Raw genomic sequence first — 20,691 nt, 5'->3', positions numbered from 1 at the left:
GAATAAATTAACGGCAGGCCGCACGAACTGTAGGCCGGGTAAGGCGTTAGCCGCCACCCGGCAATATGAAGGCATGATGACTGATAAATTACCCGGCGGCGCTGCGCTTGCGCGGACCTGGGGGGTCAGCCTACGGGAGGACCCCGTAGGCCGTGGAATGCGCTAAGCCACTATCCGGGAAGCCGGACTAGACCCGGGTACCCCACAGGTCGTATTCGTCGGCGTGCTCGACTTTCACCCGCACCACGTCGCCCGGCTTAACGCGGGTTTCGCCGTTCAGGTACACCGCGCCGTCGATTTCCGGAGCGTCGGCCATGCTGCGGCCAATGGCGCCTTCTTCATCAACTTCATCTACCAGCACCAGGATTTCGCGCCCCACTTTCTCCTGCAGACGCTCGGCAGAGATCTGCTGCTGCAGCTGCATAAAGCGGTTCCAGCGCTCTTCTTTCACCTCTTCCGGCACCTGGTCCGCCAGCTCGTTGGCGGTAGCGCCTTCAACCGGGCTGTACTTGAAGCAGCCGACGCGGTCGAGACGCGCCTCTTTCAGGAAGTCGAGCAGCATCTGGAAATCTTCTTCCGTTTCGCCCGGGAAGCCCACAATAAAAGTGGAGCGCAGGGTCAGATCCGGGCAAATTTCACGCCACTGCTTAATGCGCGCCAGCTGACGGTCCGCAGAACCAGGACGCTTCATCAGCTTCAGAATACGCGGGCTGGCGTGCTGCAGCGGAATATCGAGGTACGGCAGAATCTTGCCTTCCGCCATCAGCGGGATCACATCGTCAACGTGCGGGTACGGATAGACATAGTGCAGGCGCACCCAGATGCCGAGCTTCGCCAGCTCTTCGCACAAACTGACCATGCTGGTCTTCACCGGCATACCGTTGTGGAAACCGGTGCGGTGCTTGACGTCGACGCCGTAGGCAGAGGTGTCCTGCGAAATCACCAGCAGCTCTTTCACGCCGGCGTCAGCGAGGCGTTTGGCTTCGGCCAGCACTTCGCCAATCGGACGGCTCACCAGATCGCCACGCATGGACGGGATGATGCAGAAGGTGCAGCGATGGTTGCAGCCTTCAGAAATTTTTAAGTAGGCGTAGTGGCGCGGCGTCAGCTTAACCCCCTGTTCCGGCACCAGGCTCAGGAACGGGTTGTGCTTCGGCTTCGGCGTATAATGGTGGACATGCTCCAGCACCTGCTCATAGCTGTGCGGACCGGTGATCTCCAGCACCTTCGGATGCACTTCGCGGATCTGATCCTCTTTCGCGCCGAGACAGCCAGTGACGATTACCTTGCCGTTCTCTTTCAACGCTTCGCCGATCGCTTCCAGCGATTCCTGCACAGCGCTATCAATAAAGCCGCAGGTGTTAACGATCACCATATCGGCGTTGTCGTAGGTCGGTACGACGTCATAACCTTCGGTGCGCAGTTCGGTCAGGATACGCTCTGAGTCCACGAGGTTTTTCGGGCAGCCCAGGGAGACGAAGCCGATTTTCGGCTGATGCGTGACATTGCTCATAGCTTAAAAAGTGTTCAATTATTGGAATGGTCAGGGCAGGAATTCTACAGATCTTTGCGAAAAAGAGTATAGCTCCGTCGCGGTTAATGGTGAAAAAGCGCCCCCGACCTGTCTTTTACGCCCCCCACCGCCAGAGCGGATCCCACACGCCCCGGAGCAGAGGGGCGGGACACGCTTCTGACAAGGCGTGCGCACAGGCGGCTCAAGCCCGGCGTGGCTGCCGGGCAGAGACTTATTGCGCCGGGTTAATGGCTGCGGAGGGCGTGGCGCCGGTTTTTTTCGGCTCGCGCTTATCCTGCAGCGTGAAAATAGAGATCAGGGTAAAGAGCCCGGCGACGCTGCCGAGAATCAGATAGGTGTTGGCGAAGCCAATGGTATCGTACAGATAGCCTGCCAGCGGAGAGTAAATGGCGGTGGCGATCGAGGCGACGAACAGCACCAGCAAATAGACCGTCGAAGAGAGCTTGTGGTCGAAGTTGGCGGCGATGAATTTAAAGACCGATACCAGAATCAACGGCTTCTCCAGAGCATGCATCATTTTCACCGCACCAATCCACACCGGGCCGAGGGGCACGGCTGAGCCGACAATACGTACCGACATGATCAGCCCGGCGATGATCAGCGCCCATTTGGCGCCGGTCCGGTTAACAAACCATGGCATCAGGCAGAGGAACAGGGTTTCACCGCAGACCTGAATAGACGCGAGGATCCCGTACCAGCGGTTGCCTTCCTCCGGCGTCGGGAACTGTAGCGAGAAGTACTGGGCAAACTGCTGATCGTAGGTGTCGTAAATCTGCGTGACGAACAGGGTAAAGAGCAGCAGCATCCAGAACTGACCATTCTTCGCCAGCTCAAGGGCATGAGAGACCTTCAGCGATTCGCTTCGCGCCACATCGGCGTCGGTTAATTCAATTTTGGTTAGCATAAAGCAGATGGCGGCGATGACAATGGCGAGGCTGGCGAGCCAGAAGGCCAGATTAGGATTGCTGTCGATATATTTACCCACAATCCAGGCCGCCGCTGCCCAGCCTAACGAGCCCCACATCCGCACACGACCATATTCGAACTGATAGCGCCGGGAAATCTTATCGATATAAGAGTCGATTACTCCGCAGCCGGAGTTAAAGATGATCCCCAGATAGATCCCTCCCAGCAAGGCGCCAAACCAAAAGTTGTGCACCAGCAGCGGCGCGTAAACGTAGATAAAGAAGGGGCCCACCGGCAGGAGCAGGGCGACCAGCAGCCAGATAAGCCGTTTTTTCAGGCCGAACTTGTCAGAGATAAAGCCGAAGAAAGGCTGCATCAGCAGGGCGATAAAGGCGTTGACCGAGTAAAGCAGCCCGGTCTTCGTGGCGCTGATGCCAAGATGCTGGGTGGTCCAGATAACGAAGAAAGCCATGGTCGACGACCAGGCGAACAGGTAGAGGAAATCGAAAAGACTCAACAGAAGGTAGTTTCTTTTACCGGACGTCATGTTTAAGTTCCTTGCAAATGGGCAGAGAGAATGTCAGCGATCCGCGGGCCGCGTTCGCTGTTTTTCTGGGATGTTATACGTATTACATTAATTATTTGTTATGACATCCGAATTGACGATGGTGCAACAGATCATATGAGGTATTGTGATCATTGCTGCACTAATTTTGTCTCTTATTGCCATTTTCTGTTTATTAATTTCATCTTGAAATTAATTGTGATCGTATAACATTATTTTTGTTATACACCCTACAATGCGTTAAAGTTGTCACATTGTAAATGATGTTAAAGAACTGGGGATTATTGACCTGGCGCATCATTTTGCACAAAAAATAACCGTATTATGGAAAGGGTAAAGGACGACAGAGGAGGAACCGTGATGACCGTTGACAGACTATACCGCCACCTTCTGCAGAAGCTTATTAACGCCAATATCGATATTGACGCCTATCTGCAACTGCGAAAGGCCAAAGGCTACATGTCAGTCAGCGAAAATGACCATCTGCGTGATAACTTGTTTGAGCTTTGCCGTGAAATGCGTGCGCAGGCGCCGCGCCTGCAGAATGCCATTTCACCGGAGGAGAGGGATGTCCTTCGCCTGGCCGGCGAATCGGTCGCCGCCGCTGCACTATGCCTGATGAGCGGGCATCATGATTGTCCGCTATACATCGCTGTTAACGTAGAGAAGCTAGAACGCTGTCTGACAGGATTGACCTCAAATATTCATAAATTGAATAAATTGGCGCCAATCACTCATGCCTGATCGGCTGAAACCCAGGGGAAGTGAACGCTTCCCCTGTTAAAGGTTATGTAAAAATCCCCGCGCAAATTTCCCCGCTGGCTACCCTTTAGCCCAGAGCTGACGAAAGGAGAATGCCATGCGTCCGATCCCACTGCTGTTGATATTGAGCGCCTTAGCGCTACCAGCCCTGAGCCAGGCCGCGGTGCGGGTGGAGGTATTGCAAAACCGGCTGGCCCAGCCGTGGGGCATGGCCTTTCTGCCTGACGATCAGGGCATACTGATCACCCTGCGCGGCGGCGAGCTCAAGCGCTGGCAGCCGGGTAAAGGTCTGTCGGCGCCGATAGCCGGCGTGCCGCAGGTATGGGCCAACGGCCAGGGTGGCCTACTGGACGTGGCGCTGGCCCCGGATTTCGCCCAGTCGCGGCGGGTGTGGCTGAGCTATGCGGAAAGCGACGCCAGCGGTAAGGCGGGCACCGCGGTGGGCTATGGGCGGTTGAGCGAGGATGCCACGCAGCTGACGAACTTTACCGTGGTCTTTCGCCAGCAGCCGAAGCTCTCCGTCGGCAATCATTTTGGCGGCAGGCTGGTGTTCGACGGCAAAGGATATGTGTTTATCGGGCTGGGCGAAAATAATCAGCGCGCCACCGCCCAGGATCTCAGCAAGCTGCAGGGGAAAGTGGTCCGCCTGACGGAGACCGGAGGTGTACCGCCGGATAACCCTTTTGTCGGCCGGGCTGACGCCAGGCCGGAGATCTGGGCTTACGGCATCCGTAATCCGCAGGGCATGGCGATGAATCCCTGGAGCGAGGCGCTGTGGCTGAACGAGCATGGCCCGCGTGGCGGAGATGAAATTAATATTCCGCAGGCGGGGAAAAATTACGGCTGGCCGCTGGCGACGCACGGTATTAACTACAGCGGCCTGCCCATTCCGGAAGCAAAAGGCAAAACGGTTCCGGGGACCGAACCTCCCCTGTATGTCTGGCCGGTCTCTCCCGGGGTGAGCGGGATGGCCTTTTATTCGGCGCCGACCTTTCCCCAGTGGCAGCATAAGCTGTTTATCGGCGCGCTGAAGGAGACATCGCTGATTGTCCTGGCGGTGGACGGTAATCAGGTCCGCGAGGAGGGGAGATTACTGGAGGCGCGCGGAAAACGCATCCGCGATGTTCGCGTGGGACCCGACGGCTATCTGTACGTTTTAACCGACGAGTCTAACGGCGAGCTATTGCGGTTGAGTCCCGAGGCTTAGCCTCAGGTCACCGGGATCTGCACTACTTCGCGCCAGGCAGGACGTTGGCTAATCTGCTGATACCAGCGCTGCAGATGGGGCCGCGGTTGCCAGCTGTCGAGGATCGACAACAGATTGTAGACGAAGGGAGCGACGGCAATATCGCCAAGGCCGAACTGCTCGCCGGAGAGCCACGGCATTTTGGCCAGTTCGTCATCCAGCATGGCGAACAGCGCTTCGCAGGCGCTGATCCCCGCGGCGATGGCCGCCGGGTCGCGCTGCTCCGGCGGCGTTCTCACCAGGCCCATTAATACCGGGCGATGGGCGGGAGAGAGGGTGCCGTTGGACCAATCCATCCACTTTTCCCCTTGCGCGCGCTGCGCCGGCGCGGCCAGCCACAGACGGTCAACGCCATACTGGGCCGCCAGGTAGCGAATAATCGTATTTGATTCCCACAATACCACCCCGGTGGCATCGTCCTTTAACAGCGGCACCAGCCCGTTCGGGTTCATCGCCAGATATTCCGGGTCATGATTGAGACCAAACTCCAGCCCGGCGAGGATCTGCTGATAAGGCAGATCCAGCTCCTCCAGCACCCAGCGTACTTTCTTCACGTTGGTCGAGTTATTACGTCCCCACAGTGTAATCATTTTCGCTCCTGAGTTTGTTTCACTGCCGTTGCAGCGCGATCGGCGATCATGTTGGGATAAAGTTAAAAATCCGGCAAGCTTTTTTATTTGGCTGTTATTAAAGGTTTTTATGCTTACTCCCTTCAGCCAGGGGCACTCCTGGGTCACAGGGCCCGGAAAGTGTTTTTACTATTTTACAGGAGTAATATCTATAGGGTGTTACGCTACGAAGGAAAGGGCGTGATCATGGTATATCTTATTGATAATTAAAGCTTTAAATCATGCGCGCATCTATAAAAACGCTCCCTCTCCGTCTCGGTTAAAATCTCAATGTCGCCTGAGGGTATAATTTGATGCTGATTATTGCATCGCAATCATCTGAGGAACACAGGTTAATATTAATAAATAGAAAGTCGGTGAAAGAATTATTTTTTTACAGGGATGAACTGTTGTTTTTATCGATCGGATATACATCTTTTTCATCCCACCCAGAAAAAATAGACCATGAGAGGCGCCGACTGGCTGGAAGATATTCTGAAAAATAGCAAAAAAAACCCAGTGACTGGCACTGGGGAGTAAATTTACTCAGGGTTGCATGCTGTTCTCAAGATAATATTCGAGTCTCGAAGTATGGGTTAACCAAAGGTAACCATCAACTTCCATACAGACTACATGGGAAATATACTGTATTAAATAACCAGGAATCCACCCTTACTTTTGTGCTATTTATCTTACCTGGGTAATCACTGCGGGGGTAAGTGGTATATAATGCAATAATCAGTATTTGAATCTATAGCGTTAAACGAGCAGAGCCTGGTAGAGGACTTTACTTTCCCCGGAAGGATTTGAAAAAGGCGGTTAAAATGAATGACTGATAAGGATGGCCAGCATACTATCGCGGTGCTATCAAAACATCCCTGCAAAACGAAATAGGGATAAAAGAAGCACTGGCGAACTGCAGTCTGGAAGAGCGAGTCGTAGAGCTCGATATGGCATCGGACGAGAAGGGTAGGAGATTACCCGGGAAGAGATGTTAACCTTTTCATCAAACCGGCGTGATTAATAACGGGCAACAGAATCAGAACGGCCCGGGGTTTTGAGAGCAATACTTCTGTAAAGGCCACGGCTGTGGATGCGCTGTTATGAATGTATTTGTAAAATTTATCACCATCCAGAGTCGCCTTGAAAAAAAAAGCCCAGCGACAGGCTGGGGTGTAATTACACGCATAAAGGGATATGCCATTTTCAACACAATATGCGAATCTTAATTTATGGAATAACTGCGGGTGAGCTACCCGCTTCCATAAAGATTGCAGGGGAAACTATACTGTATTTAATGACCAGGAATCCATCCTTATCGATGTGCTATTTTTCTTACTTGTGTAATACGGAAAGTGAAAATAGCCCGATAAACTATTTTTTACCGATATGCCGACTAAAACAGGGAAGCCGTCTGCCTGCTTATCCACTGGGCGAATAATTCATATCATTAGCGGGAGGCTCTCCCTTCCTGACCTCAATCCCTGATGGTGGCGTATAGAGGGGATAGCTGATTGATATCCTTTATCAAGGAGATTGCGCCTCCATCGGCGGAATGCTGTGGCAATCGAAGCCCTGCTGAACATGGCGATCAGGCAGACCCGATGGAGAGAAAAGTGCGGGCGTTGTTGCTAATTTCCTGAGACGGGCGTAATGACCGTCTCAAGCATAGCCCGGGAGTTCTCAACTGCATTTCAGGCGTAAATAGGGCCTACAGAACCTTCAGGTTTATATTTAAGCGTCTGAGACTTCTACAGCAGCAAGTCAGATGTGGTTATTGTGAGTTCGGAAGTTGAGCTGGGCCTCATGGAATGCAACCGGGCCGACATTTTGAGTTTTGTGAAGGGTATCAGCAGTAACAACCATCCCCGGTTCTCAGGTGAAGGGGGTAGGGGCGAGGCGACTGGATATCACTGGCCAGGCTTTCGCTTACCCCACACGGCCCCGCCATAATGTGAATATATGACCAGGCAAACCACAATGAAAGACACGCTCGCGACGTCTCTTTAGTAGCATTTTTCCCGAAGAGAAGTGAGCTATGTCATTGAAATTTCGGTGACTAATTGGTTTTGAAAGGCGATTTTTTTCTTGCCATAATAAAGTTAACATTAAGGCGATTACGATCAAAAAAATTGTTCTGATTAAAGCACAGCGGCATGTTATTGCGTAAACTTTAAAAACTTTACCAACTCGCTGTTTCTTTAAGGTCATTTGTACGCTTTACTCACCGGTTGCTGCGGCGCGGTCAGAGTGGCGCGGCATATTTTGTTTGGAAAGGATACTTGGGTGGCTCTTATGATGCATGACGCTTTTTCCCTTCGCGGCCTCGCGGCAGGTTACGCGCTGTTATTTCTTGTCGCACCTGCGGTGCAGGCTGCGGAACAACTCCCCGACGCCCCTTCAATTGACGCTCGCGCCTGGATCCTGATGGACTATGCCAGCGGGAAGGTGCTCAGCGAAGGCAATGCCGATGAAAAACTCGACCCGGCCAGTCTGACGAAGATCATGACCAGCTACGTGGTAGGGCAGGCAATAAAAGCGGGAAAAATCAAACTGACCGATATGGTGACCGTTGGGCGCGATGCCTGGGCGACCGGCAACCCGGCGCTGCGCGGCTCATCGGTGATGTTCCTCAAGCCTGGCATGCAGGTTTCCGTAGAAGATCTGAACAAAGGGGTCATCATTCAGTCCGGTAACGACGCCAGCATTGCGATTGCTGACTACGTAGCGGGCAGCCAGGACGCTTTCGTTAGCCTGATGAACGGCTACGCCAAAAAAATGGGGCTGACCAACACCACCTTTATGACCGTCCACGGCCTTGACGCGCCGGGGCAGTTCAGCACCGCCCGCGATATGGCGCTGCTGACCAAAGCGATGATCCACGACGTACCGGAAGAGTACGCGGTACATAAAGAGAAAGAGTTCACTTTCAATAAAATTCGCCAGCCGAACCGCAACCGCCTGCTGTGGAGCAGCAACCTCAACGCCGATGGCGTGAAAACCGGGACCACCGCCGGGGCCGGCTATAACCTCGTCTCCTCGGCCACTCAGGGTGATATGCGTTTGATTGCCGTGGTGCTGGGGACCAAAACCGACCGCATTCGCTTTAACGAGTCAGAAAAACTGCTGACCTGGGGCTTCCGCTTCTTTGAAACCGTGACGCCGATTAAACCAGATGCCACCTTCGTTACCCAGCGCGTGTGGTTTGGCGATAGCAATGAAGCGAAACTGGGGGCTGGCGAGGCGGGCTCTATCACTTTGCCGAAGGGCCAGCTGAAAAACCTGAAAGCCAGCTATACCTTAAATCAGCCACAGCTTACCGCGCCGCTGGAGAAGGGGCAGGTGGTCGGGACTATCGACTTTAAGCTAAATGATAAAACCATTGAACAGCGTCCGCTGATTGTCATGGAGCCGGTAAAAGAGGGCGGTTTGTTCAGCCGGATGATCGACTTCGTGCTGATGAAACTGCACGGCTGGTTCGGCAGTTGGTTCTCCTGATGCCTGCCCGCGCCCTGCGGGGCGCGGGCAGCGACGCTTCAATACAGTAGGGAAATCTGCTGCGCCTTCGCCAGCGCGACCAGCTCATCATCCGGGCAGATATCGCTGGCAATCACGTCAAATTTCGCTAACGCCCCCATGCGCGCCGGACGCACTTTGCCAAACTTGCTGTGGTCGACCACCAGCACGTGATAGCGCGCGTGACGCATCGCCCAGTGCTTAACCGGCAGCTCTTCCAGGTTATAGCAGGTCGCCCCCTGCTCGCAGTCGATCCCCGCCGCCGAGTAAAAGGCGATATCAGGGCTCAGATGGCTGAGGGTATCCTCAAGGCTCAGCGGCATAAAAATCGCGTTGCTGGCATGAAACTCCCCACCGCACAGGACCGCGCGGCACTGGGGTTTTTCCTGCAGGGCCAGAAAGGTGTTCAGGGAGTAGCAGACGCCGGTGAAGGGCAGGGCATCGTCAATGGCGTCAATAATCCACGGCGTGGTGGTCCCGCAGTCGAAGAAGGCCATCTGATGGGCCTCCAGCAGCGCGGCCGCATGGCGAGCGGCACGGCGTTTTTCCTCGACCAGCCGGGTTTTTTGATCGCTGAGCAGGTAATGGGTAGCGCTGCGCGGCTCCAGCACAATGTATCCGCCGAGCAGCACAACCGGGCCGCTGTGGCCATTGAGGTCGCGACGAATGGTCATTTCCGACACCCCAAGCAGGGAAGCGGCTTCTTTCAGATGCAGCTTATCGCTGCGTTTAAGTGCCTGAATGAGCTGACTGATACGTTCGTCACGGCGAGTTTCCATATTCCCTCTGCGCTAAAATCGCCCTGCGGGGGCAGGGCGTTAGCGGGATTTTACCTGTCGCTTGCGGGTTAGTCACGCGGTGGCCGCAGCGACGGCGGCGTTTAGCCGCGCACCCAGCCTTTGCGGATTGGCAAGGAGAAGCAGAGACGATACAGCCGCTGCAGCTGATGGTATAGCGCCGGGCCGAACGTGTGCCAGATCAGCGCCGCGCCAAGGCAGCCGCACATCCCGGCCAGCAGCCCGCCGACCATATCCAGCGGCCAGTGCACGCCGAGATAGACACGGGACCAGGCGATGGCGGCGGCAATGGCCATCAGCAGGGCGCCGGACCACAGGCGATGCCAGAACAGGAAGGCCAGGGCAAAGGTAAAGCTGACGGTGCCATGGTCGCTGGGGAAGGAGTCGTCCGCCGCGTGGTGCAGGAAGTTATAGCCTACGCCGGCGACAAACGGCCGATCGTGCGGATAGAGGTGGCCGATCGCCCACGACACGGTCAGGCTGATCGTCAGCGCCAGCATCAGCTTAAACACCATCTGCCGCTGGGCAGGCCCCCACAGCCACAATGTCACCACCAGCAGAGGTACGATCAGAATCAGATCTTTAGCGATGAAGATCGCCATCTCAATGGCCCACTGCGGCGAGGCAGGCGTCGCGTTGAGCAGGGCGAACAGCGCATAGTTAATATTTTCCAGCATAGACTTCCAGGCTCGTTGGTCCGATAGCAATTAAGCCGCCTACCCTAAATAAAAGCGGTGCGGAGTTAAAGGCGGCATTGTCTTAAAGATCAGGTTGTTATGAAATCCACTACCATAAAGTCTACGGCTAACAGCCTGAAAAACGTCAGTATATCGTTTGTCACATTGCTGAAACATAAACGGAATATATACACAGGCTGAATAACAGGGGAGAGGCAGGACGATGGCGCACGGCTCGTAATATTGTGCGGTGTCACCCACAATTCACTATCTCCGCGCCGGGAGTTTCATTACACTTTGCGCGATTTTTGATAGATAAGAGATTTCATGCAAAATTATTCGCTTTCAGGCCGCCGCCTCGGAAGGCAGGCGCTGTTGTTCCCGTTATGTCTGGTGCTGTACGAATTTTCCACTTATATCGGCAACGATATGATTCAGCCGGGCATGTTAGCCGTGGTGCAGGAATTTCAGGTGGGTAACGAATGGGTACCTACCTCAATGACTGCCTATCTGGCAGGCGGCATGTTTTTACAGTGGCTGCTGGGGCCGCTGTCGGATCGTATTGGCCGCCGTCCAGTGATGTTGACCGGCGTAGTATGGTTCATCGTTACCTGCCTGGCGACGCTGCTGGCGCAGACCATTGAGCAGTTTACCCTGCTGCGCTTCCTGCAGGGGATCAGCCTGTGCTTTATCGGCGCGGTGGGCTATGCGGCGATACAGGAGTCCTTTGAGGAGGCGGTGTGTATCAAAATCACCGCCCTGATGGCTAACGTGGCGCTGATAGCCCCGCTGCTGGGGCCGCTGGTGGGCGCCGCCTGGGTGCATATCCTGCCGTGGGAGATGATGTTTGTCCTGTTCGCCGTGCTGGCGGCCATCTCGTTCTTCGGCCTGCAGCGGGCGATGCCGGAGACCGCGACGCGGCTGGGCGAAAAGCTGTCGGTGAAAGAGCTGGGCCGCGACTATCGGCTGGTGCTGAAGAACCTGCGCTTCGTCGCCGGCGCGCTGGCCACCGGCTTTGTCAGCCTGCCGCTGCTGGCGTGGATTGCCCAGTCGCCGGTGATTATTATCAGCGGCGAACAGGCCACCAGCTATGAGTACGGCATGCTGCAGGTGCCGATTTTCGGGGCGCTGATTGCCGGCAACCTGGTGCTGGCGCGCCTGACTGCGCGCCGGACCGTGCGCTCGCTGATTATCATGGGCGGTTGGCCGATCATGTTTGGCCTGATCCTCTCTGCGGCGGCGACCGTGGTCTCTTCCCACGCTTATCTGTGGATGACGGCCGGTCTGAGCTTCTACGCCTTCGGGATTGGCCTCGCGAACGCCGGCCTGGTGCGTTTAACCCTGTTCGCCAGCGAGATGAGTAAAGGCACGGTCTCGGCGGCGATGGGAATGCTGCAGATGCTGATCTTCACCGTCGGCATCGAGCTCAGCAAACATGCTTACGAGCTGGGCGGCAACGGGCTGTTCAGCCTGTTTAACCTGCTGGGTGGGGTACTATGGCTGGGGCTGATGATTTACTTTCTGAAAGATAAAAGCGTCGGCAATTCGCAGCAGGGGTAGTTGTTTTCAACCCGGATGCGCTCGCATCCGGGTCTTATCAGGCGAACGGCGCTTCGCGATCCAACACCTTATCAATAATCTGCAGGACACCTTCTTCGTTGTTATGCGGCGCCTGATAGCGGGCGACGGCTTTGACGTCTTCCCGGGCGTTGGCCATGGCAAAGCCAAACCCGGCGTGCTGCAGCATTTCGATATCGTTGCCGCTGTCGCCGAACGCCACTACCTCGTGATCCTCAATGCCCCAGCGCTGCTGCAAAATGCGCAGCCCGTTGGCTTTGTGCACACCCGGGATAATTAAGTCGATGCTGCCGTAGCCGGTGGCCACCGCGGTGACCATGTCCCCCAGCGCCGCGTGCAGCTTCGGCTGAATTTCCGGGATCAGGCTGTCTGGCACGTTGAGACCAAATTTGAGGATGGTGTCATCGAGATGGTTAAAATCATCCACCAGTTCAAGGCGGTGATAATACTTCGCCGCCACCGTCTTCAGCGCGTCGTTGTAGCGATTGAGGGTGTAGGCGCTGCGCTTCCCGCAGGCGATGATTTCGATATTCGGCAACGTCTGCAGATGGTCGACCACGGCGTTGAAGTGGTGAACCGGCAGTTGGCAGTTGAAGACGTCTTCATTGCCGCTCACCACCCAGCCGCCGTTTTCCGCCACGAAGGCGATCTGATGGGCGATCTCCGGGAAAAAGGAGATCAGCTGATAATATTGGTTGCCGCTGGCGACCACGAAGCGAATATTCTGTTCGCGCATTCGCTGGTACTGGGCGAGGAAGCGCGGCCGGTTGTAAGTTTTGGCATCGCTTAAAAAGGTGCCGTCCATATCCACCGCAATCAGTTTGATGCTCATTAGCTGTTCTCCATAACGGGTTCAGATTGTGGCTTAGCCACCGCGCGGGCGACCAGCGCCGCCACCATCACCAGACCCAGCACCACCATCATGGCGCTGCGCAGGCCGAAGTGTTCGCCGAGGAAACCCAGCAGCGGCGGCCCGACGAGGAAAGCGAGATAGCCGGTGATCGCCACCACGCTGACGCGCTTGGGCGCGTCCGGCCCGGTATCGCTGGCGGCGGAGATGGTCAGCGGGAAGCCGAGCGAGGCGCCAATGCCCCACAGCAGCACCGAGATGCCCGCCACCCAGGGGTTATCGACGAAGATGATCAGGCCTATGCCGAGGGCGCCCATCACTGCGCTGCCGCGGACCACCGCCACCCGGCTGTAGCGATCGATAAACCAGCCGCCGGTAAAGCGGCCCAGCGTCATGCCGAGGGTGAAACCGGCATAAATCAGGGAGCCGGAGGTGGGGCTAAAGCCGTGGCCATCCACCATCAGCAGCGGCAGCCAGTCGTTGGCCGAGCCTTCGGCAAAGGCCATCGCCAGGACAATGACGCCGATCAGCAGCAGCTGCGCGTCGCGCCACACCGGCAGACCTTTCGCCTCACCGTGGGCGACTTCGGCGGCATTTTTACCGGTGCCGTCGGGAATGGCGCGGATAGCAATGGTGATGGGCAGGATAGCCACCAGCGCAGCCGCCAGGATGTGCGGGGCGGCCGGCAGACCGAATCCGGTCACTGCCATGCCCGCCCCGGCGCCGAACAGGGTGCCAAAGCTGTAGAAGCCATGCATCATCGGCAGCACCGTTTTATTCATCTCCCGCTCGATCGCCGCGCCTTCGACGTTGATAGCGACCTCTGCGGAGCCGAAGCTGGCGCCGAAGATAGCCAGACCGAAGGCGAACAGCGGGGCGGAAGTGACCCACAGCGCCAGGCTGAGCACCAGCATGCCAAGCACGGCGAAGGACATGGTGGTGCGGATGACCTTGCGGGTACCAAAGCGCTTCACCAGCCACGCCGAGCAGAGAATACCGCTCATCGACCCCACCGACAGACCAAACAGCACCACGCCCATCTCTGCGGTGGATAGCGCCAACAGATCGCGGATCGCCGGCGTGCGGGTGGCCCAGGAGGCCATTAACAAGCCGGGGATGAAAAAGAACATAAACAGCGCCCATAGCCGAAGCTGCAGCGCTCTGCGCGAGGATTGCGTCGTCATCCGTAAACGCCTTAAAGGAGAAGAGTGAAGACAACAGTAGCAAGTATGTGTACATTTGTACATAAACCGGAAGAGGAAAATCATGGCCCGTAGACCAAACGATCCGCAGCGCCGCGAGCGCATCCTGCAGGCGACGCTGGATACCATCGCGGCGCACGGCATCCATGCGGTGACGCACCGTAAAATCGCCACCTGCGCGAATGTGCCGCTGGGATCGCTGACCTACTATTTCAGCGGCATTGAGGCGTTAATTGAGGAGGCGTTCAGCCTGTTTACCGCCGAGATGTCGGCGCAGTATCAGCAAGGCTTCGTCGGGGTAACGAACCGGGAACAAGCCTGCGATGCCATCGCGGATCTGATCTTCAGCGCCCAGGTGACCACGGCGCGCAATATGGAGCTGATGTACCAGCTGTACGCGTTCTGCAGCAGTCAGCCGGCGCTGAAGGCGGTGATGCAGAACTGGATGCGGCGCAGCCAGCAGACGCTGGAGCAGTGGTTCGCCCCCGATACCGCCCGCGGTCTCGACGCCTTTATTGAAGGGATGACCTTGCACTTTGTCACCGACCGCGCGCCGCTGTCGAAGGCGGCAATCCGCATGATGGTCGGGCAGCTGGCGGGGGAGAGGGCGCAGGAAGAGGGGCGCTGAAGCGGCGTTTCACCCGGAATGGCTAAACGCAGGCAACAAAAAACCCATCAACCTTGAACCGAAGTGGCGGGGTTGATGGGCTCCACAAAATGGGGACATCAAAGAAAAGCAGTGGCATTACTTATGACTGATGCCCTGAGAAAAAGTTCTGCCTGTGACGGCTTTTTTCTCAAAAAATTATTGTAGCCCTGGCCAGATGATCACGATGAGCGTCCCGGCAAGGGTAAGCAGCACGTTGGCGATGGCGTAGGTGCCTGCGTAGCCGAGCGCTGGAATATTGCTGCGCGCGGTATCGCTGATGATCTCCATCGCCGGGGCGCAGGTGCGGGCTCCCATCATGGCGCCGAACAGCATCGCCCGGTTCATGCGCAGCACGTAGGCGCCGAACAGGAAGCAGATCACCACCGGCACCAGGCTGACGATAAGCCCTGCCGCCAGCATCTGGCCGCCGACGGCGCCCAGCCCGTTATTGATCCCGGCCCCGGCGCTGAGACCGACCCCGGCCATAAACACCATCAGACCAAACTCTTTCACCATGTTCAGCGCCCCCTGCGGGATATAGCCGAAGGTTGGGTGGTTGGCGCGCAGGAAGCCAAGCATGATGCCGGCGAACAGCAGGCCGGCGGCGTTGCCGATGCCGAAGCTGAAGGAGCTGAACTGGAAGGTGATCATGCCGATCATCAGGCCGACGATAAAGAAGGCACAGAAGGCCAGCAGATCGGTCACCTGGCTGTGAATGGAGATAAAGCCGATGCGGTCGGCCACGGTTTTTACGCGGCGGGCGTCGCCGCTGACCTGCAGCACGTCGCCTTTGTTCAGTACGACGTTATCGTCGATAGGCATCTCGATCTGGCTGCGAATAACCCGGTTTAAGAAGCAGCCGTGGTCGGTAAGCTTGAGCTGCGCCAGGCGGCGGCCGACGGCATTGTGGTTTTTGACCACAATCTCTTCAGTGACGATGCGCATGTCGAGCAGATCGCGGTCGAACACCTCTTTACCGTTGCGGAAGCTCGGGTCGAGGCGGGCGTGGGCGTCCGGGTAGCCCACCAGCGCAATATCGTCACCCATCTGCAGCACCGCGTCGCCGTCCGGGTTGGCCAGAATACCGTTGCGACGAATGCGTTCAATATAGCAGCCGGTCTGGCGGTAAATACCCAGTTCGCGCAGATTTTTGCCATCCGCCCAGGCCACCAGCTCCGGGCCGACGCGGTAGGCGCGGATCACCGGCAGGTAGACTTTACGTTTGGAATCGGTATCGAGGCCGCGCTCGCGGGCGATTTGCTGGGCGCTGGTCTGCAGATCCTGATGCTGCAGCTTGGGCATATAGCGGGCGCCGACGATCAGGCTCACCAGACCAACCAGATAGGTCAGGGCATAGCCGAGGCTCAGATGGTCAAGCGACTGCGCCAGCTGATCGCTGGGCAGGCCGAAATGGCGCAGGGTGTCGCCCGCGCCCACCAGCACCGGGGTGGAGGTCATGGCGCCTGCCAGCATACCGGCGGTGAGCCCGATATCCCAGCCGAACACTTTACCCAGCATCATGGCGATCAGCATCGCGCTGCTGACCATCACCAGCGCCAGCATCAGGTAGTTTTTCCCGTCGCGGAAAAAAATAGAAAAAAAGTTGGGCCCGGCTTCTACGCCAACGCAAAAAATAAACAGCATAAAGCCGAGATTAAGGGCATCGGTGTTAATCGCGAAATGCTGCTGGCCTAATAATAGAGAAACGACTAAAACGCCAATGGAATTACCAAGTTGTACTGAGCCGAGACGCAGTTTTCCCAGGCATAGTCCTAATGCAAGTACAACGAATAATAACAGGATGTAATTCCCGTTTAACAAATCTGCGACGTTTATATTCACGAAAGCCAACTTCTCATTTACTAGTAAGTTGTTGAAGGAAATGGTTATTTGGTCTAAGGTTGCTCAGGCGTTCGCGTTGTCGCGAACCTATTCTGGCACCCTGTTATAACCAGCAAAAATATACCGCTAGTTTAATCCTTCCTGGATGCGGCGGCTAGTGACAATCGTTTTTAGGCTGGTAGGGGAGTTATTGGCATGGATTGCCGAAATGCTTTATCTGACTGGGCGACGTGGACGTGAGTTAGAGGCAACATCAGGAGGATACGGTGAAATCTGAGCGTAGTTGGGCCGGCATTATCTGTGGCTTCGTTCTGTTCATTGTGGTGTGCTTATCGTTGTTGTTACATATGAAAGGGGCATTTCGCGCCAGCGGCAACCCGGAGCTAGGCCTGCTCTTCTTTTTGCTGCCAGGGGCGGCGGCGAGCTGTCTCTCTCCCGGACGGCGGGTGCTGCGTCCTTTGCTCGGCGCGATACTGGCGGCGCCGGTCTGCATGGTGACGATGCGGCTGTTCTTCGTGACCCACCGGACGTTCTGGCAGGAGATGGCGTGGGTGTTGAGCGCCGTGTTCTGGTGCGCGCTTGGGGCATTGTGCTTTTTGTTTATCTGCGCCTGGCTTGATACCTGGCGCAGTCATTCATCGAGCAAATAAATTGACTCAGGCAAACAGGCCGAGATTCTCTTTTGCCCAGGCTTCAAAATCGGTGCAGCCGCCGATGTGTTTCTGGTCGACGAAAATCTGCGGCACGGTTTCAACCGGTTTGCCAACGGTTTTTTCCAGGTCAGCTTTGCTGATGCCTTCGGCATGAATATCCACGTAGCGGTAGTTGAAATCATCACGCTCGTTGGTCAGTTTTTCTGCCAGTTCTTTAGCGCGAACGCAGTAAGGGCAGCCTGGACGACCAAAAATAACGGTAAACATTGCTTCTCTCCTTAAACCTCAGCCGGATGGCGAATGGCGCTTATGATGCCTGGAACGGGCGGGGAGGGAAAGAAGGTTCTGCCTTTTACTTCGATGGTTTACGGCTATGTTTGATAAATGTCGGACTGTCAAAACCCGTATACTGGCCCGACGGCGCGGTGGAATTGGCTGGCGCGCCGCGTTTATCAACCGGAGAGGCGTGATGCGAAAATTTGCCCCATTGCCGAAAAGCATACTGCTGGTTGAGATCCTCGGGATGGGGCTGTTAACCCTCGCCTGGCTCTCCCTTAACCAGTATGTCCAGCTGCCTGCGCCCATTGCCAGCCCGACCGCGGCGCTGGTGATGCTCTTTGCCGGGATCGTGCTGATGATCCCCGCCGCCCTCGTCGTGATGTGGCGGATGGCGCAGATCGTGGCCCCGCAGTTAACGCACTCTCCAAAGCCTGAATCCTTGTCTGACAGAGAAAAACGTAATGACGCCGACCATTGAGCTGCTGCGCAGCCACCGTTCCATCCGCCACTTCACCGATACCCCCGTGAGCGACGAACAGCGCGCGGCGATTATCGCCAGCGCGCAAGCGGCATCTACCTCGAGTTTTTTACAGTGCACCTCCATCATCCGTATTACTGACCCGGCGCTGCGTGAACGTCTGGTCCCGCTGACCGGCGGCCAGCAGCACGTCGCCCAGGCGGCGGAGTTTTGGGTCTTCTGCGCCGACTTTAATCGCCACCTGCAGATCTGCCCACAGGCGCAGCTGGGGCTGGCGGAACAGCTGCTGATCGGCGTTGTCGATACGGCGCTGCTGGCGCAAAACGCGCTGACCGCCGCCGAGTCCCTCGGACTAGGGGGCGTCTATATCGGCGGGTTGCGCAACAGCATTGAGGCCGTCACAGAGCTGCTGGAGCTGCCGCAGCACGTCCTGCCGCTGTTCGGTCTTTGCCTTGGCTGGCCGGCGGATAACCCGGACATCAAGCCGCGGATGCCGGCGGCCATGCTGGTGCATGAGAACCGCTATCAGCCGCTGGATAACGCGCTGCTGGCGGAGTATGACGAACAGCTGGCGCACTATTATCTGTCGCGCGGCAGCAACGCCCGCCGCGATACCTGGAGCGACCATATCCGGCGCACTATCGTGAAAGAGAGTCGTCCGTTTATTCTTGACTATCTGCATAAGCAGGGGTGGGCAACGCGCTGATTACGTGTACACTGCTGCTCCGGCCAGGTGATATCCGCCGCCGGCCGCAGGAAAGGTGAAAGTGTGTTCGATAGCTGAGGCCCGCCAGAGCGGGTCTTTTCGCAGAGGTGCAGGATGAAAATTGCCATATTATCCCGGGATGGAACGCTTTATTCATGTCGGCGCCTGCGCGAAGCAGCGCAACAGCGCGGTCATCAGATCGAGATCCTCGATCCGCTTTCCTGTTATATGAACGTCAGCCCGGTGGCCTCGTCGATCCACTACAAAGGGCGTCAGCTGCCGCACTTTGATGCGGTGATCCCGCGCATTGGCTCGGCGATCACCTACTATGGCACCGCGGCCCTGCGCCAGTTTGAGCTCCTGGGAAGCTATCCGCTGAATGAGTCGGTCGCCATCACCCGCGCTCGCGATAAGCTGCGCTCGCTGCAGCTGCTGGCGCGCCAGGGCATCGATCTGCCATTGACCGGCATCGCTCACTCCCCGGATGACACCAGCGATCTGATCGCCATGGTGGGCGGCGCGCCGCTGGTGGTGAAGCTGGTGGAAGGCACCCAGGGGATCGGCGTGGTGCTGGCGGAGACCCGCCAGGCGGCGGAGAGCGTGATCGACGCCTTTCGCGGACTGAACGCTCATATTCTGGTGCAGGAATACATTGCCGAAGCGAAAGGGTGCGATATCCGCTGCCTGGTGGTCGGCAATGAGGTGGTGGCGGCGATCGAGCGGCGGGCGAAAGAGGGGGATTTCCGCTCTAACCTGCACCGCGGCGGCATGGCCACGGTGGCGCAGATTAGCGACGAGGAGCGGGCCATTGCCATCAAGGCAACGCAAACTCTCGGGCTGGACGCCGCCGGTGTCGATATTTTACGCGCCGCCCGCGGGCCGCTGGTGATGGAGGTGAATGCCTCGCCGGGGCTGGAAGGGGTGGAAACCACCACCAGCGTGGATGTCGCCGGCAAGATGATCGCCTGGATCGAGCGCCAGGCGACGCCGGAATTCTGTTTGAAAATAGGCGGCTAACCGCCGGATGCAAGACGGCCATGGTATGCGGCGCTTTTTTTGCGTAAGCTATGGCGTCGTTTTTCCACTGTAAGAGGTCACAGGCACTATGGATTCACTGGTCGTTCCAGGTCTGGATACGCTACGTCGCTGGCTGGACGAAATCGGCATCAGCTTTTTTGAGTGCGATTCCTGTCAGGCATTGCACCTACCGCATATGCAGAATTTCGACGGTATTTTTGATGCCAAAATTGACCTGGTGGACAACGTGGTGCTCTTTTCCGCCCTGGCGGAGGTGAAGCCGTCTGCCCTGCTGGCGCTGTCGGCGGATCTCTCGGCCATCAACGCCAGCTCGTTAACCGTGAAGGCGTTTATCGACATTCAGGACGATAATTTGCCCAAGCTGGTGGTTTGCCAGTCGCTGTCTATCGGCCCAGGGGTGACCATGGAGCAGTTCGCCTGGTTCTTCCGCCAAAGCGAAGAGCAGATCTCGATGGTAATCCTCGAAGCCGGCGCAAATCAGCTGCTGTACAAAGGCGAAGAAGAAGAGCCTGCGGCGGAAAACGTGCAATACCATTTTCTTCACTAAACCTGCCTAAAATTAGCGCAGCCACTACCGCAGCGGCTGCGTATTACCCGCTTTTATTCTGCATTTAACCTTTCTTTAAAGCATTATTCACCGCCATTCAGGCCGTTTTGGCTTATCACGTAGACCGTTATTGCATAAAAATTTGATAAAAGGCGTTTTTTTACCTGGGCTATAGCCTCTTATTCTGGCTACAGTTATTCTGGCGATGCTTCCAGTTGCGAGCAACCACTCCGGGAGAGATCCGCTCTCCTTTTCTCA

General features: G+C 56.6%; 20 protein-coding genes. 11 read left to right on the top strand and 9 right to left on the bottom strand.

Annotated features, from left to right (window positions below; genetic code table 11):
• Positions 1–187: 187 nt before the first annotated feature.
• A complete protein-coding gene (gene rimO, locus ACR809_RS17000; protein WP_004141985.1) occupies positions 188–1,513 on the bottom strand; it encodes a 30S ribosomal protein S12 methylthiotransferase RimO in 1,326 nt (441 codons plus the stop codon).
• A gap of 232 nt (positions 1,514–1,745) precedes the next feature.
• Positions 1,746–2,987, bottom strand: a complete 1,242-nt coding sequence (locus tag ACR809_RS16995; RefSeq protein ID WP_004147732.1) for an oligosaccharide MFS transporter — start codon at positions 2,985–2,987, stop codon at positions 1,746–1,748.
• 378 nt (positions 2,988–3,365) lie between these two features.
• On the opposite strand from ACR809_RS16995, the gene bssR reads away from it, so the two are divergent.
• Positions 3,366–3,749: a biofilm formation regulator BssR gene (gene bssR, locus ACR809_RS16990; protein WP_004151712.1), complete on the top strand. Its 384-nt coding sequence runs from the start codon at positions 3,366–3,368 to the stop codon at positions 3,747–3,749.
• Between the two features lie 115 nt (positions 3,750–3,864).
• Positions 3,865–4,974, top strand: coding sequence for a PQQ-dependent sugar dehydrogenase (locus ACR809_RS16985; RefSeq protein ID WP_009485546.1), 1,110 nt, complete (start codon positions 3,865–3,867; stop codon positions 4,972–4,974).
• A 2-nt stretch (positions 4,975–4,976) separates the two neighbouring features.
• On the opposite strand, the gene ACR809_RS16980 is transcribed toward ACR809_RS16985, so the two are convergent.
• On the bottom strand, positions 4,977–5,603 hold the full coding sequence (locus tag ACR809_RS16980; protein ID WP_009485545.1) for a glutathione S-transferase family protein: 627 nt from the start codon (positions 5,601–5,603) through the stop codon (positions 4,977–4,979).
• Positions 5,604–7,135: 1,532 nt separating this feature from the next.
• On the opposite strand from ACR809_RS16980, the gene ACR809_RS16975 reads away from it, so the two are divergent.
• Together ACR809_RS16975 and dacC are read left to right on the top strand one after the other, a co-directional pair.
• The gene (locus tag ACR809_RS16975; protein WP_049000775.1) at positions 7,136–7,264 is read left to right on the top strand and encodes a hypothetical protein; all 129 of its coding nucleotides are present in this window, start codon (positions 7,136–7,138) and stop codon (positions 7,262–7,264) included.
• 652 nt (positions 7,265–7,916) lie between these two features.
• Entirely contained in the window at positions 7,917–9,119 is a 1,203-nt protein-coding gene (dacC, locus tag ACR809_RS16970) for a serine-type D-Ala-D-Ala carboxypeptidase (RefSeq protein WP_122051447.1), read from the top strand.
• Positions 9,120–9,157: 38 nt separating this feature from the next.
• On the opposite strand, the gene deoR is transcribed toward dacC, so the two are convergent.
• Both deoR and ybjG read right to left on the bottom strand, forming a co-directional pair.
• Positions 9,158–9,916: a DNA-binding transcriptional repressor DeoR gene (gene deoR, locus ACR809_RS16965; RefSeq protein WP_004151717.1), complete on the bottom strand. Its 759-nt coding sequence runs from the start codon at positions 9,914–9,916 to the stop codon at positions 9,158–9,160.
• Positions 9,917–10,017: 101 nt separating this feature from the next.
• Positions 10,018–10,611, bottom strand: a complete 594-nt coding sequence (ybjG, locus tag ACR809_RS16960; protein ID WP_004141974.1) for an undecaprenyl-diphosphate phosphatase — start codon at positions 10,609–10,611, stop codon at positions 10,018–10,020.
• 327 nt (positions 10,612–10,938) lie between these two features.
• Between ybjG and kdeA the strand changes: the two genes are divergently transcribed.
• Entirely contained in the window at positions 10,939–12,171 is a 1,233-nt protein-coding gene (gene kdeA / locus ACR809_RS16955; protein ID WP_004141972.1) for a multidrug efflux MFS transporter KdeA, read from the top strand.
• A gap of 37 nt (positions 12,172–12,208) precedes the next feature.
• Here the strand turns inward: kdeA and ACR809_RS16950 are convergent, their stop codons facing one another.
• Together ACR809_RS16950 and ACR809_RS16945 are read right to left on the bottom strand one after the other, a co-directional pair.
• A complete protein-coding gene (locus tag ACR809_RS16950) occupies positions 12,209–13,021 on the bottom strand; it encodes a Cof-type HAD-IIB family hydrolase (protein WP_004141971.1) in 813 nt (270 codons plus the stop codon).
• On the bottom strand, positions 13,021–14,223 hold the full coding sequence (locus ACR809_RS16945) for an MFS transporter (protein WP_122051446.1): 1,203 nt from the start codon (positions 14,221–14,223) through the stop codon (positions 13,021–13,023). The genes ACR809_RS16950 and ACR809_RS16945 overlap by 1 nt, the downstream gene beginning before the upstream one ends.
• An 82-nt stretch (positions 14,224–14,305) precedes the next feature.
• Between ACR809_RS16945 and ACR809_RS16940 the strand changes: the two genes are divergently transcribed.
• Positions 14,306–14,869, top strand: a complete 564-nt coding sequence (locus ACR809_RS16940; RefSeq protein WP_004141969.1) for a TetR/AcrR family transcriptional regulator — start codon at positions 14,306–14,308, stop codon at positions 14,867–14,869.
• 177 nt (positions 14,870–15,046) lie between these two features.
• Here the strand turns inward: ACR809_RS16940 and ACR809_RS16935 are convergent, their stop codons facing one another.
• A complete protein-coding gene (locus tag ACR809_RS16935; protein ID WP_122051445.1) occupies positions 15,047–16,732 on the bottom strand; it encodes an aspartate:alanine antiporter in 1,686 nt (561 codons plus the stop codon).
• Positions 16,733–16,998: 266 nt separating this feature from the next.
• On the opposite strand from ACR809_RS16935, the gene ybjM reads away from it, so the two are divergent.
• Positions 16,999–17,382: an inner membrane protein YbjM gene (gene ybjM, locus ACR809_RS16930; protein ID WP_002896351.1), complete on the top strand. Its 384-nt coding sequence runs from the start codon at positions 16,999–17,001 to the stop codon at positions 17,380–17,382.
• Positions 17,383–17,388: 6 nt separating this feature from the next.
• Here ybjM and ACR809_RS16925 read toward each other — a convergent pair whose 3' ends face one another.
• The gene (locus ACR809_RS16925; RefSeq protein ID WP_002896352.1) at positions 17,389–17,652 is read right to left on the bottom strand and encodes a GrxA family glutaredoxin; all 264 of its coding nucleotides are present in this window, start codon (positions 17,650–17,652) and stop codon (positions 17,389–17,391) included.
• A gap of 202 nt (positions 17,653–17,854) precedes the next feature.
• Between ACR809_RS16925 and ACR809_RS16920 the strand changes: the two genes are divergently transcribed.
• The 4 genes from ACR809_RS16920 to ACR809_RS16905 all read left to right on the top strand — a co-directional run bounded on the left by ACR809_RS16920 (position 17,855) and on the right by ACR809_RS16905 (position 20,433).
• Positions 17,855–18,142: a YbjC family protein gene (locus tag ACR809_RS16920; protein WP_004179132.1), complete on the top strand. Its 288-nt coding sequence runs from the start codon at positions 17,855–17,857 to the stop codon at positions 18,140–18,142.
• Positions 18,126–18,848 (top strand): nitroreductase NfsA, encoded by a 723-nt coding sequence (gene nfsA / locus ACR809_RS16915; RefSeq protein WP_122051444.1) that lies wholly within the window; start codon positions 18,126–18,128, stop codon positions 18,846–18,848. Before ACR809_RS16920 ends, nfsA begins: the two co-directional genes overlap by 17 nt.
• A 114-nt stretch (positions 18,849–18,962) precedes the next feature.
• On the top strand, positions 18,963–19,865 hold the full coding sequence (gene rimK / locus ACR809_RS16910) for a 30S ribosomal protein S6--L-glutamate ligase (protein WP_122051443.1): 903 nt from the start codon (positions 18,963–18,965) through the stop codon (positions 19,863–19,865).
• An 88-nt stretch (positions 19,866–19,953) separates the two neighbouring features.
• Positions 19,954–20,433 carry a YbjN domain-containing protein gene (locus ACR809_RS16905; RefSeq protein WP_002896365.1) on the top strand — a complete coding sequence of 160 codons (480 nt, stop codon included), beginning with the start codon at positions 19,954–19,956 and terminating at the stop codon, positions 20,431–20,433.
• Positions 20,434–20,691: the final 258 nt, after the last annotated feature.

The organism is Klebsiella sp. CD33 (assembly GCF_051992865.1).
Taxonomy (GTDB): domain Bacteria; phylum Pseudomonadota; class Gammaproteobacteria; order Enterobacterales; family Enterobacteriaceae; genus Klebsiella; species Klebsiella pneumoniae.
This window is presented reverse-complemented; position numbering and strand designations above follow the sequence as displayed.

Coding starts and splice junctions, on each gene's coding strand:
- ACR809_RS16945 (WP_122051446.1), bottom strand. CDS start 14,223: ATGACGACGCAATCCTCGCGCAGAGCGCTGCAGCTTCGGCTATGGGCG.
- ACR809_RS16940 (WP_004141969.1), top strand. CDS start 14,306: ATGGCCCGTAGACCAAACGATCCGCAGCGCCGCGAGCGCATCCTGCAG.
- nfsA (WP_122051444.1), top strand. CDS start 18,126: ATGACGCCGACCATTGAGCTGCTGCGCAGCCACCGTTCCATCCGCCAC.
- dacC (WP_122051447.1), top strand. CDS start 7,917: ATGATGCATGACGCTTTTTCCCTTCGCGGCCTCGCGGCAGGTTACGCG.
- ACR809_RS16925 (WP_002896352.1), bottom strand. CDS start 17,652: ATGTTTACCGTTATTTTTGGTCGTCCAGGCTGCCCTTACTGCGTTCGC.
- rimO (WP_004141985.1), bottom strand. CDS start 1,513: ATGAGCAATGTCACGCATCAGCCGAAAATCGGCTTCGTCTCCCTGGGC.
- ACR809_RS16905 (WP_002896365.1), top strand. CDS start 19,954: ATGGATTCACTGGTCGTTCCAGGTCTGGATACGCTACGTCGCTGGCTG.
- rimK (WP_122051443.1), top strand. CDS start 18,963: ATGAAAATTGCCATATTATCCCGGGATGGAACGCTTTATTCATGTCGG.
- ACR809_RS16980 (WP_009485545.1), bottom strand. CDS start 5,603: ATGATTACACTGTGGGGACGTAATAACTCGACCAACGTGAAGAAAGTA.
- ACR809_RS16995 (WP_004147732.1), bottom strand. CDS start 2,987: ATGACGTCCGGTAAAAGAAACTACCTTCTGTTGAGTCTTTTCGATTTC.
- ybjG (WP_004141974.1), bottom strand. CDS start 10,611: ATGCTGGAAAATATTAACTATGCGCTGTTCGCCCTGCTCAACGCGACG.
- ACR809_RS16950 (WP_004141971.1), bottom strand. CDS start 13,021: ATGAGCATCAAACTGATTGCGGTGGATATGGACGGCACCTTTTTAAGC.
- bssR (WP_004151712.1), top strand. CDS start 3,366: ATGACCGTTGACAGACTATACCGCCACCTTCTGCAGAAGCTTATTAAC.
- ACR809_RS16985 (WP_009485546.1), top strand. CDS start 3,865: ATGCGTCCGATCCCACTGCTGTTGATATTGAGCGCCTTAGCGCTACCA.
- kdeA (WP_004141972.1), top strand. CDS start 10,939: ATGCAAAATTATTCGCTTTCAGGCCGCCGCCTCGGAAGGCAGGCGCTG.
- ACR809_RS16920 (WP_004179132.1), top strand. CDS start 17,855: ATGCGAAAATTTGCCCCATTGCCGAAAAGCATACTGCTGGTTGAGATC.
- deoR (WP_004151717.1), bottom strand. CDS start 9,916: ATGGAAACTCGCCGTGACGAACGTATCAGTCAGCTCATTCAGGCACTT.